This window comes from Thiosocius teredinicola (genome assembly GCF_002009425.1).
In the GTDB taxonomy this organism is placed as follows: domain Bacteria; phylum Pseudomonadota; class Gammaproteobacteria; order Chromatiales; family Chromatiaceae; genus Thiosocius; species Thiosocius teredinicola.
Genome location: NZ_CP019936.1, coordinates 2,927,062 through 2,941,265, shown reverse-complemented (window position 1 = coordinate 2,941,265; position 14,204 = coordinate 2,927,062). Strand labels below are relative to the sequence as shown.

Annotated in this window: 12 protein-coding genes and 2 tRNA genes; 11 read left to right on the top strand and 3 right to left on the bottom strand. The window is 59.5% G+C overall.

The window, feature by feature from the left end:
- Window positions 1-104: 104 nt before the first annotated feature.
- The 4 genes from B1781_RS14035 to B1781_RS14020 all read left to right on the top strand — a co-directional run bounded on the left by B1781_RS14035 (window position 105) and on the right by B1781_RS14020 (window position 2,543).
- Window positions 105-377: an HU family DNA-binding protein gene (locus B1781_RS14035; protein WP_078120254.1), complete on the top strand. Its 273-nt coding sequence runs from the start codon at window positions 105-107 to the stop codon at window positions 375-377.
- A gap of 15 nt (window positions 378-392) precedes the next feature.
- Window positions 393-468: transfer RNA gene (locus B1781_RS14030), tRNA-Val, on the top strand.
- 7 nt (window positions 469-475) lie between these two features.
- A tRNA-Asp gene (locus B1781_RS14025) sits at window positions 476-552 on the top strand.
- A gap of 74 nt (window positions 553-626) precedes the next feature.
- Window positions 627-2,543 (top strand): SurA N-terminal domain-containing protein, encoded by a 1,917-nt coding sequence (locus tag B1781_RS14020; RefSeq protein ID WP_078120253.1) that lies wholly within the window; start codon window positions 627-629, stop codon window positions 2,541-2,543.
- Window positions 2,544-2,608: 65 nt separating this feature from the next.
- Here B1781_RS14020 and B1781_RS14015 read toward each other — a convergent pair whose 3' ends face one another.
- On the bottom strand, window positions 2,609-3,385 hold the full coding sequence (locus tag B1781_RS14015; RefSeq protein WP_078122072.1) for an enoyl-ACP reductase FabI: 777 nt from the start codon (window positions 3,383-3,385) through the stop codon (window positions 2,609-2,611).
- 186 nt (window positions 3,386-3,571) lie between these two features.
- On the opposite strand from B1781_RS14015, the gene B1781_RS14010 reads away from it, so the two are divergent.
- From B1781_RS14010 to B1781_RS13995, 4 genes are read left to right on the top strand one after another with little or no spacing between them, the layout of a single operon-like run.
- Window positions 3,572-5,722 carry an ABC transporter substrate-binding protein gene (locus B1781_RS14010; RefSeq protein WP_334223732.1) on the top strand — a complete coding sequence of 717 codons (2,151 nt, stop codon included), beginning with the start codon at window positions 3,572-3,574 and terminating at the stop codon, window positions 5,720-5,722.
- Window positions 5,719-6,696: an ABC transporter permease gene (locus B1781_RS14005; protein ID WP_078120251.1), complete on the top strand. Its 978-nt coding sequence runs from the start codon at window positions 5,719-5,721 to the stop codon at window positions 6,694-6,696. The genes B1781_RS14010 and B1781_RS14005 overlap by 4 nt, the downstream gene beginning before the upstream one ends.
- Window positions 6,693-8,096 carry an ABC transporter permease gene (locus B1781_RS14000; RefSeq protein ID WP_078120250.1) on the top strand — a complete coding sequence of 468 codons (1,404 nt, stop codon included), beginning with the start codon at window positions 6,693-6,695 and terminating at the stop codon, window positions 8,094-8,096. The genes B1781_RS14005 and B1781_RS14000 overlap by 4 nt, the downstream gene beginning before the upstream one ends.
- Entirely contained in the window at window positions 8,093-10,138 is a 2,046-nt protein-coding gene (locus B1781_RS13995; protein ID WP_334223731.1) for an ABC transporter ATP-binding protein, read from the top strand. Before B1781_RS14000 ends, B1781_RS13995 begins: the two co-directional genes overlap by 4 nt.
- Before the next feature lie 5 nt (window positions 10,139-10,143).
- On the opposite strand, the gene B1781_RS13990 is transcribed toward B1781_RS13995, so the two are convergent.
- On the bottom strand, window positions 10,144-11,544 hold the full coding sequence (locus B1781_RS13990) for a LysM peptidoglycan-binding domain-containing protein (RefSeq protein WP_078120249.1): 1,401 nt from the start codon (window positions 11,542-11,544) through the stop codon (window positions 10,144-10,146).
- Between the two features lie 191 nt (window positions 11,545-11,735).
- Here B1781_RS13990 and B1781_RS13985 point away from each other — a divergent pair, with 191 nt between their 5' ends.
- The 3 genes from B1781_RS13985 to dnaQ are packed head-to-tail and all read left to right on the top strand — an operon-like array spanning window position 11,736 to window position 13,636.
- Window positions 11,736-12,428, top strand: coding sequence for a class I SAM-dependent methyltransferase (locus B1781_RS13985; protein WP_334223730.1), 693 nt, complete (start codon window positions 11,736-11,738; stop codon window positions 12,426-12,428).
- A gap of 6 nt (window positions 12,429-12,434) precedes the next feature.
- A complete protein-coding gene (rnhA, locus tag B1781_RS13980; protein ID WP_078120247.1) occupies window positions 12,435-12,884 on the top strand; it encodes a ribonuclease HI in 450 nt (149 codons plus the stop codon).
- A gap of 41 nt (window positions 12,885-12,925) precedes the next feature.
- The gene (gene dnaQ / locus B1781_RS13975; RefSeq protein WP_078122070.1) at window positions 12,926-13,636 is read left to right on the top strand and encodes a DNA polymerase III subunit epsilon; all 711 of its coding nucleotides are present in this window, start codon (window positions 12,926-12,928) and stop codon (window positions 13,634-13,636) included.
- Between the two features lie 60 nt (window positions 13,637-13,696).
- Here dnaQ and B1781_RS13970 read toward each other — a convergent pair whose 3' ends face one another.
- Window positions 13,697-14,197: a FixH family protein gene (locus B1781_RS13970; RefSeq protein ID WP_078120246.1), complete on the bottom strand. Its 501-nt coding sequence runs from the start codon at window positions 14,195-14,197 to the stop codon at window positions 13,697-13,699.
- Window positions 14,198-14,204 lie beyond the last annotated feature (7 nt).

The window sequence follows — 14,204 nt, the reverse complement described above, 5'->3', positions numbered from 1 at the left end:
GCCCGCATAACAGAGTCAGGCCAACTGACACTTTCGCATTCCACCAATATCTGCAGCCAACCAAGGACAGGGTTGTATTTTTCCAAAAAGGGGGCACCGACCGAATGAACAAATCTGATCTAATTGAGGCTATGGCCGATTCCGCTGACATCTCCAAGGCCGCAGCCGGTCGGGCACTGGACGGCTTGATTGAAGCAATTACCAATGCCGTGAAGAACGACGACTCTGTGTCGATCGTGGGCTTCGGCACCTTCCTGCTGCGCGAGCGTGCAGCACGCACCGGTCGCAACCCGAAGACCGGTAAAACCATCGAGATCGCCGCTTCAAAATCGCCTGCATTTAAGGCTGGCAAAGCGTTCAAAGACGCAGTAAACTAGCGCGCCTCGTAACCGGGGTGCTTAGCTCAGCTGGGAGAGCATCGCCCTTACAAGGCGAGGGTCGCAGGTTCGATCCCTGCAGCACCCACCACGAATTAGGAGTGGTAGTTCAGTTGGTTAGAATACCGGCCTGTCACGCCGGGGGTCGCGGGTTCGAGTCCCGTCCACTCCGCCAACTCTAGGGTCAAACGGGGTATCATTCGATACCCCGTTTCTCTTTGCACAGCTTCCGACAAGAAAACCTCAACCATGCTTCAGGCCATAAGAGAAAAAGCCCAAGGCTGGATTGCCTGGGCCATCGTTATCCTTATCAGCATTCCGTTCGCGCTGTGGGGCATTCAGGAATACCTGGGTGTCGGCGGCGAGCCGGAGGTGGCCGAGGTCGATGGTGATGCGATCACCGAACGCATGCTCGACCAACGCGTACGTGATTTCCGCGACCGTATGCGCAATCAACTCGGTGAAGCCTATCGCGCCGACCTGTTCCAAGAGGGCGTGCTGAAAGAACAGGTTCTCGACGCAATGATCGACGAGATGGTTCTGGTCAACAGTGCACGCTCGTGGAATCTGCGTACCAGCGATGCGCAGGCTTACAGTTTTATCTCCAGTGTTCCGTCCTTCCAGCGCGATGGCCAGTTTGATCAGCAGATGTATCAGGCCGCCGTGCGCAATCGCGGTATGTCGGAAGCCGGTTTCGAACAGACCGTTCGCCAGGACATGGCGGTTGCGCAGATCCGCAACGGGATCGAGGCTACCGTCTTCGCAACGCAGAACGACGTCAACACGATGCTTCGCTTGTATGAGCAGAAGCGCAAACTGCGTTTTGTGCGAGTGCCTGCAGATGCGTTTCGCGCTGACGTGAAGATCGATGCAGATGCGGTGCGCGCTTATTACGAAAAGCATCCGGCGCAGTACCGCGTGCCTGAACAGGTGAAGCTCAATTACCTGTTGTTGGATGAAAGCACGCTCGGTGGCCTCGTTGAAGTCAATGAAAACGCGTTGATGGAGTACTACGAAGGCCACAAGTCAGAATTTTCTGCGGCGGAAACTCCGCAAGCGATCGACCAAGCAAAGAAGAAAGCCGAACAGTTGCTGCAGCAGATTCGTGACGGTGCTGATTTCGCGGAGTTGGCCAAACAAAATTCGGACGATCCAGGATCTTCAGAAAATGGCGGAGATCTCGGATGGGTAGAACGGGGCATGATGGTCCCGCAATTCGAAGATGCCGCGTTTGCGCTGGACGCAGGCGCCGTGAGTGATGTGGTAAAAACCGATTTCGGTTACCACATCATTCAGGCTGTTGAGATCCGAGACGAGAAAAGATCTTTGCGGCATATTTTGGTCGCGGCCAAAGGCAATGCCGATGATACGGAGTTCGCCGATGTGCGCGCTCAGGTCGAAACCGCCTACCGCAAGTTCGAGGCGGAGAATCTCTACTTCGACTATGCCGAACGTCTGGCCGAAACCGCCTACGAGAACCCTTCGACCCTCGGGCCGGCCGCCGAAGCACTCGGTATTGCGGTGCAATCGACCGATTGGTTGAGCCGCGAATCTCCGCTGCCGGCACAGCTCGATTCTCCGAAGGTGATCGACGCTGCGTTCGCAGACGATGTGCTGAACGAAGGCAACAACAGCCAGTTGCTGGAAATCGGTCCGCAGCGCGCCGTGGTGTTGCGTGTGGTCGAACATGCGCCTGAGACGGTCAAGCCGTTCGAAGACAACCGCGTGGAGATCGAACAGGACTTTGTGAACGCGCAGGCGTCAGAAGCGGCGGCTCAGGCCGGCCAGCAGGCGCTTGAGGCGTTGAAGTCCGGACAGGAGACGCTGGAGCAGCTCGTGTCGAGCAGGCAGTGGGAGGCCAAGGAGCCGGGGCTGGTGGGTCGTAACCACGCCGATGTCCCGGCCGAGGTGCTGGACGAGGCTTTCTCGCTGCAGCCGCCGGCTGAGGGCGCTGCGGCGTTCGGCGGCGTGGTATCGGCCGAGGGTGACTACTTCGTTGTCGCGGTGGATGCGGTTGAGTACGGCAATCCGGACAAGCTGACGGAAACGGAAAAGCCGATGTTGGATGCCCAGATCGGGCGCAAGGTCGCCACGGCGCAGATGCAGGATCTAATCAACAGCCTGCGTGCGCGTGCCGCCATCGATATCAAGCTCAAAGAAGAATAGCGGCCCAAGTGCTGCACGAAAAAAGCGGCCTGTCGGCCGCTTTTTTTTGCTCGGTAGGACGGTGGTTAGACCATGCCGAGAATGTGGTAGCCGGAGTCCACATACAGCACGTCACCGGTGATGCCGGACGCCAGGTCCGAGCACAGGAACGCGGTCGCGTTGCCCACCTCGTCGATCGTCACGTTGCGTCGCAACGGCGTCTTCTGCTCGACCTCGGCCAGCATGCTGCGGAACCCGCTGATGCCGGATGCAGCCAGGGTACGAATGGGGCCTGCGGACACGGCATTGACGCGCGTACCTTCCGGGCCGATCGAATCTGCGAGGTAGCGCACGTTCGCTTCCAGTGCTGCCTTGGCGACTCCCATAACGTTGTAGTTCGGTACCGTGCGCACGGCGCCGAGGTAGCTCATCGTCACAATCGATCCGTTGCGGCCTTGCATCATGCCGCGCGAGGCCTTGGCCAGCGCTGCCAGGCTGTATGCGCTGATGTCGTGCGCCACGCGGAACCCCTCGCGATTGACTGCGTCTATATAGGTGCCTTCGAGTTGATCGCGTGGGGCAAAACCGACGGAATGGATCAGGCAGTCCAGCCCATCCCAGTGTTTACCGAGTTCGGCGAACACGTTGTCGATCTCTTCGTCGCTGGTGACATCCAACGGCAGCACGATGTCTGAGCCGAATTCGGCGGCGAAGCCGGCCACACGGTCACGCAGTTTTTCGCCCTGGTAGGTGAAGGCGAGTTGTGCCCCTTCGCGATGCATGGCCGCGGCTACGCCGTAAGCAATCGAGCGGTTGCTGGCGACACCCACGATCAGTGCACGCTTGTTGTCCAGAAATCCCATGTATAGTGCCTCGCGGTGGTTGAGGGGAACAAACGGGCTGACAGAAATCGGCTGCGATGCCATCATCGGCAACTGGTAGCCAATCCCGGAGCCTGAAGTCGATATCGTGAAAGAATGGCGCGTAAATTAACCCAAAGGTACTCAGCGTTCAAAGTTTCGCCGGCACTCTTGGGGCGGGTGGCCATCGTGATTCTGGCAGGTGCGATTGCTTTGCTCGGCGGTTGCGGCGATCAGAACTGGAACAATCCCTACCGCGCGGGACAGGCATCCGAGCCGATTTACTACAGTTCCTTCTCAGAACGCCCCAAGCACTTCGATCCGGCACGTTCGTACAGCGCCAACGAATGGGCCTTCATCTCGCAGATCTACGAACCTCCGCTGCAATATCATTTTCTGCAGCGCCCCTACAGCCTGGTGCCATTGGCCGCGGCCGATATGCCGGAGGTCACCTATTTCGACAAAGACGGCAATCGCCTGCCCGATGATGCGCCGGCCGAAGAGGTCGCCTATACCGACTATGTCGTGACCATCCAGCGCGGCATTCAATATCAGCCGCACCCGGCATTCGCGACCGATGATTCCGGCAAGCTGCATTACTGGCCACTCGCGCCGGGCTTGTTGGACGAGATCAACACGCTCGGTGATTTCGAACACGTGGGCACGCGCGAACTGGTTGCCGACGACTACGTCTATCAGATCAAGCGCTTGGCGTTTACGCCGAACCATTCACCGATTGCCGGCCTGATGGCAGAACACATACGCGGTTTTGCGCAGTTCATGAAAGCGGCCAAGCAGGCTAATGATGCGCTCGATGGTGAAGGGGATAAAAAGCCCTGGCTCGACCTGCGCCATATCGAACTGTCGGGTGTCGAGGTGCTCGACCGTTATCGCTACCGAATCCGTATTGAAAACAAGTACCCGCAGTTCATCTATTGGCTGGCGATGAATTTCTTTGCCCCAATGCCGTGGGAGGCAGAGCGCTTCTACAAGCAACCGGGGCTCGACGAAAAGAACATCAACCTGCACTGGTACCCCGTTGGAACCGGCCCCTTCATGCTGGCCGAGAACAATCCCAATCTACGCATGGTGCTGGTGCGAAATCCCAACTTTCATGGCGAACGCTATCCGTCTGACGGCACTGACGAAGATCGGAACGAAGGGCTGCTGGACGATGCCGGTAAACCGATGCCGTTCATTGAGCGCGCCGTTTATTCGCTTGAGAAAGAGGCCATCCCGCGCTGGAACAAGTTCCTGCAGGGTTATTACGATGTCTCGGGGATCGGGTCAGACAGTTTCGATCAGGCGATTCAGTTCACCAGCGGCGGTGATGCGGCATTGACCGACTCGATGAAGGCGATGGGCATCAAGTTGGACACGGCCGTTGAGACGTCCGTGTTCTATACCGGGTTCAATATGCTCGATCCGATCGTCGGTGGAGACAGCGAACGTGCCAGATTGCTGCGACAGGCAATAGCGATTGCCGTCGATTTCGAAGAATACATCTCGATCTTTGCCAACGGGCGAGGGGAGGTGGCGCAAAGTCCGCTACCGCCGGGTATCTTCGGCAACCGCGAAGGCGAAGCCGGCGTCAATCCAGTTACGCATGTATGGAAAGACGGCCAAATGCGCCGCCGACCGATCGATGATGCGCGGCAGTTGCTGGCGAAGGCTGGTTACCCCGATGGGCGAGACCCTAAGACCGGTGGACCGTTGGTCTTAAACTACGACACGCCGGCTGCCGGGCCCGACAGCAAGTCGGTGTTGCAGTGGTATCGCAAGCAATTCGACAAATTGGGTATCCAACTCGTCATTCGAGCTACCGACTACAACCGTTTCCAGGACAAGATGCTGAAAGGCACGGCGCAGATCTACTCCTGGGGTTGGAATGCAGACTATCCCGATCCCGAGAACTTTTTCTTTCTGTTGTACGGCCCGAACGCCAAGGTTGAGACCAAAGGTGAGAACGCGTCGAACTTCACCAACGCTGAGTTCGATCGCCTGTTCGTGAAGATGAAGGATCTGCCGAACGGGCCGGAACGCCAGCAGGTCGTCGACGAAATGGTCAGCATCTTACGCGTTGAATCACCCTGGTTGTTCGGTCATTTCCCCAAGGGATTCAGCCTGCATCATGCCTGGTACAAGAATGCCAAGCCGCACCTGATGGCCAACAATACGCTGAAGTACAAACGTATCGATGGCGAACAACGTGTGGCTGCGCAGGCCGAATGGAACACGCCGGTGCTGTGGCCGGTCGTGCTGTTCGTCATCGTGTTGATCGTTTCCGTGGTTCCGGCGGTTCGCGGCTTCCGGCAGCGTGAGAGGAGTAAGGCGCTGTGACCGCGTACATCGTACGTCGCCTGTTGTACGCGATTCCGATCCTGATCGGGGTCAACGCGTTAACCTTCGTGTTGTTCTTTGTCGTCAATTCGCCGGACGACATGGCGCGGATGCATCTGGGCAACAAACGCGTAACCGATCAGGCTATTCAATCGTGGAAAGAAGAGCATGGATACGAAAAACCGCTGCTATACAACGCGGGAGCGGATGGTGCCGGTAAGCTGACAGAGACCATTCTTTTTCAGAAGTCGATCAAGCTGTTCGTGTTCGACTTTGGTCAATCAGATAGCGGGCGGGATATCGGTTTCGACATCTCGCAGCGCATGTGGCCGAGTCTTGCGATCGCAGTGCCGACCTTGATTGTCGGATTGCTGGTCAACATCACCTTTGCACTGACACTCGCGTTTTTCCGCGGCAGCTACCTGGATTTCTGGGGGGTGGTGCTGTGTGTGGCGATGATGTCGATATCCGGTCTGTTCTACATCATCGGTGGGCAATACCTGGTCGGCAAGCTACTCAATCTGGTGCCGATATCGGGCTATGACACCGGTATTGCCGCGTGGAAGTTCATGGTGCTGCCGGTGGTTGTCGGGGTGATCGGCAGCGTCGGGGCGGGCACGCGCTGGTATCGCACCCTGTTCCTTGAAGAGATCAATCGCGACTTCGTACGCAGCGCGCGCGCCAAGGGCCTGTCGGAACACTGGGTGCTGTTCCGCCACGTGTTGCAGAACGCTTTAATACCGATTTTGACGGGTGTAGTCGTTGTGTTGCCGGCGCTGTTCATCGGCAGTCTGTTGACTGAGTCGTTTTTCGGTATCCCGGGCCTGGGCAGCTACACGATCGATGCAATTCAGAACCAGGATTTCGCGATTGTGCGCGCGATGGTGTTTCTCGGTGCGGTGTTGTACATCATCGGTCTGCTGTTGACCGATATCTCGTACACGATCGCCGATCCGCGGGTGAGGCTCGAATGAATATCGGTGGATTCCAACCGGTCATCCTGTGGACCGATGCCCTGGTGTTCCTGCTGGTGCTGCTGGTCGCCGCCGGATTCTGGTATGCCAGTAAGCACGAACATCTGATGCAGCCTTGGCGCCGCGTGGTTGACAGCCGCACCGGTCAGGCGGCATTGGTGGTCCTGCTGTTCTATATCGTCGTTGGTCTGCTGGATACGGTGCATTTCAACGAGCAGATCGATACCGACGACCAGGGCGCGCCGATCTACTCCACGGAGATCGTCAGCCTGTTCGATGTGGTCGCCGGCACGCTCGAGAGTCAACGCGAAAAAAGCTATTCGGCACCGTTCGCCACCCATCTCTACAGCAAAGAGACGGTCGAGTTGGCGGACGGCACCAGCACGCGCGAATACCCGCTATTGGAATACGGCGGACAACATCTTGCCGAAGGCGACAGCAAGGCGGCCGACATTGCGGCCAAGGCGCTGACGGGTGCGATCAAGGGCACGCTGATATGGGCGATCCTGATTGCCGTCATCGTGTTGATGAAAGGCAAGGGGGCGGTATTGGTCGGCCGACTGCTGCGCGCAGAACTCGACAAGCCGTGGCATGTGGGAGCCTGGACGGCCTTGTTCGTGTTTGCGGTATTCGGATCTTTCTGGGAACTGTCCGCCTACTACCACATACTCGGCACCGACAAGGTCGGCGAAGACGTGTTCTACCAATCCCTGAAGAGCATACGTACCGGCCTGGTTATCGGAACCCTGACCACGCTGGTGATGCTGCCGGCGGCCTTGCTGCTGGGCATCATGGCCGGCTATTTCCGCGGCTGGGTCGATGACGTCATCCAGTACCTGTACACCACCTTGAACTCGATCCCCAGCGTGCTGTTGATTGCCGCGGCCGTGCTGATGATGCAGGTGTACATCGACAACAATGCCGATCAGTTCAACAGCGTCACCGAGCGCGCCGACCTGCGCCTGCTGTTTCTGTGCCTGATACTCGGAGTGACGAGCTGGACAGGTCTGTGCCGGTTGTTGCGTGGTGAGGCGTTGAAGCTGCGAGAGCTCGAATATGTGCAGGCTGCGCGCGCGTTCGGTGTGCGTAACTTCCGCATCCTGATGCGTCATGTGTTGCCCAATGTCATGCACATCGTGTTGATCACCATCGTGCTGGACTTCAGTGGGCTGGTATTGGCCGAGGCAGTGCTGTCTTACATCAGCATCGGTGTCGATCCGTCGACCAACAGCTGGGGCAATATGATCAACGGCGCGCGCCTCGAATTGGCGCGTGAACCGGTCGTCTGGTGGTCTCTGCTGGCCGCCTTCGGCTTCATGTTCACCCTGGTGCTGGCAGCCAACCTGTTTTCGGATGCGGTACGCGATGCGTTCGATCCTCGCCTGAGAAAACAACGATGAGCATGATCGAGAAAGCGATGAGCGAGCGGCCCGACACACAGCAGGCGCTATTGACGCTAGACCAACTGTCGACACACCTGGGCAGCGAGAGCCGTCCCGTGCGTGCGGTCGACGGCGTCAGCCTACATATCCACCGTGGCGAGACGTTTGTGCTGCTCGGTGAATCCGGCTGCGGCAAGTCGATGATCGCGTTGTCGATCATGCGCTTGTTGCCGCATTCAGGACGCATCGTCGGTGGTGACATTCAGATCGACGGTCGCTCGCTGCGCGGCTTGTCGGAGGCCGACATGCGCAATGAGCGCGGCGGTCGTATCGGCATGATTTTTCAAGAGCCGATGACCTCGTTGAATCCGGTCATGCGCGTCGGCGACCAGGTCGCCGAGGCGGTACGGCTGCACGATCCGGATAGCCGCAACAATATCAATGGGCGGGTCGTCGAGCTGTTCCGGTCGGTCGGCATTCCCGATCCTGAGCGACGCGTCCGAGAGTATCCGCACCAATTGTCCGGCGGCATGAAGCAGCGCGTGATGATCGCGATGGCGCTGGCCGGTCGACCCGAACTGCTGATTGCCGACGAACCGACCACGGCGCTCGACGTGACGATCCAGGCGCAGGTACTCGATCTGTTGAAAGACCTGCAACGCGAAACCGGTATGGCGATCCTGTTGATCACTCACGATCTTGGGGTGGTCGCCGAGATGGCCGACCGGGTGGGCGTGATGTATGCCGGGCAGTTGATGGAGGTGAACGACGTCCAGAACTTCTTCGATCAGCCGGCGCATCCCTACAGCCGCAAGTTGTTTCGTTCGGTGCCCAAGGCCGAGAAGCGCAACCAGGGGCTCGATGTGATCCCGGGTATTGTCCCGTCGCTCGATCGCGAATGGGATCACTGCCGGTTTGCGGACCGCTGCGCCGTGGTGCGCGATGTGTGCCGCGAACAACTGCCCCCGTGGCAAGGCGAAGAAGATACCGGTTATCGCTGTCACCTGTCGCTGCAGGATGTGCGTGAGGCCATGCCGTCGACCCAGGCCGTCGGCGATACTGCGCCGAGCAGCGACGGCCTGTTGCTCGAGGTCCGCGACCTGAAGGTGCATTTCCCGATCCACAAGGGTGTACTGCGGCGAGTCGCTGGGCATGTAAAGGCCGTCGATGGCGTGGATCTGGCGATCGCGCGCGGGCGCACCGTGGCGTTGGTCGGCGAGTCGGGCTGCGGCAAGACCACGGTCGGCAAGGCCATTCTGCAACTGCATCGGCCCACCGGGGGCAGCGTGCTGTTCAATGGCACCGATCTGGCGACGGTCACGGGCAGCGCGCTACGCAGTCTGCGTCGTGAGTTCCAGATCATCTTCCAGGATCCCGCCTCGTCGATGAATCCGCGCATGCTGGTCGAGGATGTGATCGCCGAAGGCATGGTCGCGCAGAGTATCGGCAGCAATCGCGCCGAACGCCGCAGCAAGGTCGAAGAGCTGCTGACGCAGGTCGGCATGCAGGCGAGTGCTGCGAGCCGTTATCCGCACGAGTTTTCCGGTGGCCAGCGGCAGCGTATCGCGATCGCGCGGGCCCTGGCGGTCGAGCCACGTCTGATCGTGTGCGACGAGCCGACCAGCGCGCTCGATGTATCGGTACAGGCGCAGGTGCTCAATCTGCTGAAGAAGCTGCAGCTCGAACTCGGCCTGTCGTACCTGTTTATCACCCACAACATCTCGGTCGTCGCCTACCTGGCGCACGAGGTTGCGGTGATGTACCTGGGGAGGATCGTGGAATACGGTTCGGTCGACCAGGTGCTGCAGCAACCGCTGCATCCTTATACGGCGGCCTTGCTCAGTGCCGTGCCCGTACCGGACCCGAAACACGAGCGCGAGGTGATCCGTCTCGAGGGCGACATGCCGTCACCGATCAACCCGCCGAGTGGTTGTCATTTTCATCCGCGCTGCCCGCAGGCGATGGATATCTGCCGTTCACGGTATCCCGCATCGACCGATGCCGGCGATGGCCGGCGGGTGAGCTGCTGGTTGAATGTACCCGAGGATGAACGTCGCTGAGGCGGTCAGGTATCCGCGTCGGGGTCGATGAACACCGTGATGCGTTCGCCGGGGCGGATGAAGCGACCGACCTGGTTCCAACGCTTGAGATCGGCGATCGATACCTGGAAGCGGCGGGCGATCTTGTACAACGAATCGCCCTTACGCACTCGGTACTTCAGGCGTTGCTTGGCATTACCGTTGGAGGCCGTGGTGGTGAAGTTGGCGCCGTCGGACAGCGGTATCTTCAGGTGTCTGCCGGCGCGGATCGATGAGCCTTTGAGGTTGTTCGCCTGGCGGATCACATCGGCGGTAACCCCATAGCGACGCGCGATCTGGCTGAGAGTGTCACCGGGTTTGATGGCGTGGCGTTGCCAGCGCAAACGCTTGTCCGTCGGCAGATCGGCCAGCGCCGTTTTGAAGAGTTCGGCGTTGTCCGCCGGCATCAGCAACTCGTGCGGCCCGTCCGGGCTGCTCGCCCAGCGTCGGTGGCCGGCGTTCAATGCCAGCAGTTCTTCGACCGACATCTCCGCCAATTCGGCGGCAACGTTCAGATCGATCTGGCCGGCCGTATCGGCGACCACGAAATAGGGTTGGTCGAGGATCTCGGGCAGATCGAGCGCGTAACGATCCGGATTGGTGACCACGGCGGTCAAGGCGAGCAGACGCGGCACGTATTGGTCGGTCTCGCGCGGCAGGTCGAGCGACCAGAAATCGGTCTTGCCGCCCTTGCGCTCGGCACGCCGAATAGCGCGGCTGACGGTGCCGGCGCCGGCATTGTAGGCCGCCAGGGTCAACGCCCAATCGCCGTCAAAGCGCTCGTTGAGCTGCTTCAGGTATTTGATGGCGGCCCGGGTCGAGGCGCGTACGGTGCGCCGCCGGTCGACCCACCAGTCCTGCCTGAGGCCGAGCATCTTGCCGGTAGCGGGCATGAACTGCCACAGGCCGGCTGCGCCCGAGGTCGAGTAGATCTCAGGTCTGAAGCCGCTCTCGACGGCCGGTAGCAGGGCCAGTTCATAAGGCAGGCCGGCTGCGTCGATCTCGTTGAGAATGTGATACAGGTAGGGCTCGGAACGCGCCATCATTGCCCGATAGGCGTTCGGATGGCGCTGCAGGCGGCTGATCTCCTGCTTGACCCGCGGGTGTTCGAGAACGTCTAGAGAGAATCCTGAGCGCAGGCGGGTCCAGATCGGTTCGGGCGGGATGACGATCTCTTCGGCGTCGGCCAGATCGTTGTGTGTCAGCATCTCCAAGGCATGCTTGTCGACGATTTCCTGCTCGTTCGATTTCGCATGAGGCGAGGTCGCATCGGTCTTGGTACCCTGTGTGCCGCAACCGCCTAATAGGGCGGCGAGGGCCAGGGTCAGAGCCGGAATAGTAGTGCGGCGACGTTGCCGACCGGTGATGCTTTGTTCAGAATCAGACATGCTACTCGCCGCTGTGAAAGCCGGTGCAGTTTACGAAATGCAAGAACCAGGTTCCAGCACCCAACCGCCAGATGACGTCATCCAGATTCTGTGATCGCGAAAACAAAGAAATCGGCCAAGCTCTGTCAGATTGGTATTTGACATCGCCGGGCAGCCGTGTCGCGGCACATGAGCGTGAAGTCGTGTCATCGATGGTTACCGACCTCTTTGGTTACCAGTTGCTGCAACTGGGTGAATTGGGTTCCGATACCGCCTACCTCGCACAGTGTCCGGTGCGTAACAAGACGTTGATAAGTCATCGACCGGATGCGGGGCATCCTGAAGTGATCGTCGGCGCATCGCAGTTGCTGCCGATCACGGCCGACAGCATCGACGCGATGATCCTGGTCCACACGCTGGATTTCTCGCCCGATCCGCACCAGGTATTGCGCGAAGTTGAACGGGTGCTCATTCCGGAAGGTCGGGTGATCGTTATCGGCTTCAATCCGTACAGCCTGTGGGGCCTGTGGCGACTGTTCGGCCGCTGGCGAGGCAGTCTGCCCTGGTGCGGCAATTTCCTGTCGTATCCGCGCATGAACGACTGGTTGACCCTGTTGGGCTTCGGTGTGGAACGCATGGACGTGATGGAATTTCGACCGCCGACCAAATCGAACCGCTTCGAATCGATCGAACGCGTCGGTCGCCGCGTCTGGCCGATGCTGGCCGGTATCTACGTGGTCAGGGCAGTCAAACGGGTATCGCGCATCACACCCGTTGGCCAACGTTGGTCGCGTCTGCGGGTGCTGGGTCCGCGAGCTATCGAGCCACACGCGCCGGCCCCGGGGCATTCGGCGATGGATTGGCCGCCGATGGAAGATGAACCGCGCAAACGAGGTTTTGGATAGAGTCGCATGTCAGATCGCGTCGAATTGTTTACAGATGGTGCCTGCAAGGGAAACCCAGGTCCGGGCGGATGGGGCGCCATCCTGCGTTTCAGCGGCAAAGAGAAAGAGTTGTTCGGCGGTGAAGCCGAAACCACCAACAACCGCATGGAACTGACGGCCGTCATCAAGGGCCTGGAGGCGCTCAAACGGCGCTGCCCGGTGGATATCACGACGGATTCCCAGTATGTGAAAAACGGCATCACGCAGTGGATTCATAATTGGAAACGCAATGGCTGGCGCACCGCGGCCAAGAAACCGGTCAAGAACGAAGACCTGTGGAAGCAGCTCGAACAGGCCGTCAACGAACACGATGTGACCTGGCATTGGGTCAAAGGGCACGCCGGACACCCGGAGAACGAGCGTGCCGATGAGCTGGCCAATCGGGGCATCAGTGCGCTGCATACCAATATCGATTGACCTGCCTGCACCTCGAACACCGCCTGAAGGACAGCGACAGCATGAGACAGATCGTACTGGATACGGAAACCACCGGCCTCGAGCCCGAGCAGGGGCATCGCATTATCGAGATCGGCTGCGTCGAACTGATCGAGCGCCGTCTGACCGGCAACAACTTTCATGTCTACCTGCAGCCGGATCGCGAGATCGATGCAGCCGCCGTTGAAGTACACGGCATCACAAACGAGTTTCTCGCCGACAAACCGCACTTCGACGACATTGCCGATGATCTGTTGACGTATCTGAAGGGCGCCGAACTGGTGATCCACAATGCGCCCTTCGACGTCGGCTTTCTCGATGCCGAACTTGCACGTCTCGACGGCATGGGGGCGATCGTCGATCACTGTGAGGTGCTCGACACGTTGGTGATGGCGCGCAAGAAGCATCCGGGGCAGCGCAACAGCCTCGATGCACTGTGCGGCCGCTACGAGGTCGACAACAGCCGGCGCGACAAACATGGCGCCTTGCTCGATGCCGAGATCCTCGCCGACGTGTATCTCGCCATGACCGGCGGACAGGGCGCGCTGTCACTCGATGCCAGCAACGACAATGAAGGTGAAGGACAAGGGCAGGCAGGTGTTCGCCGGGTCGACCGCGCCGGCCTGTCGCTGGTAATCGTCAGTGCCAATGAAGAAGAACTGGCGGCGCATGAGGCGCGCCTGGATGCGATCGACAAGGCAGCCGGCGACGGTGCCGTGTGGCGTCGTCAGTAGGCCAGATCGAATTACGCCGGTTTTAACAGGCGAACCGGAACCTGCAGATCAAATGCGGCGTCAGTCGAGGCGTGCGCTGTTCGAGCCCGGCAGCACCAGTCTGCCTTCGATGCGCCACGACTCGTCCTCGGGACGTAACTGCAGTTTCCAATGGGCCGGCCCGAGCGGATCGAGCCTGCCTGCGTAACGGCCGTTACCCAGTGGCGACAACTGCTGTTGTTGATCCTGGTCGGGGCGGGTGGGGTGAATCACTTTCAATACCAGCAAGCCTGCGCCGTTGGTCAGTGGTTTGTCCAAAGCCAGGGTCAAGGCGCCGGTATCGGTATCGAAGGTAATCTCGCCGGCAATGCCCAATGCCGCGGCTTTCGCAGCGCTGTCGGCATCCTTATGGATCGCCAGGCCTTCTTTGTAGTAATCGTCGGTGACCAGGCCGTCATCGGTCTGGATCGCGATGTTGATCGTGATGATCGCAGCGATCACGACACTCAGCGGCAGGGCGATCAGGAACCATGGCCAAAACTGCTTGTACCATGGCACGGTATCTTCGCGGGGCGGTCTCATTCAGTTG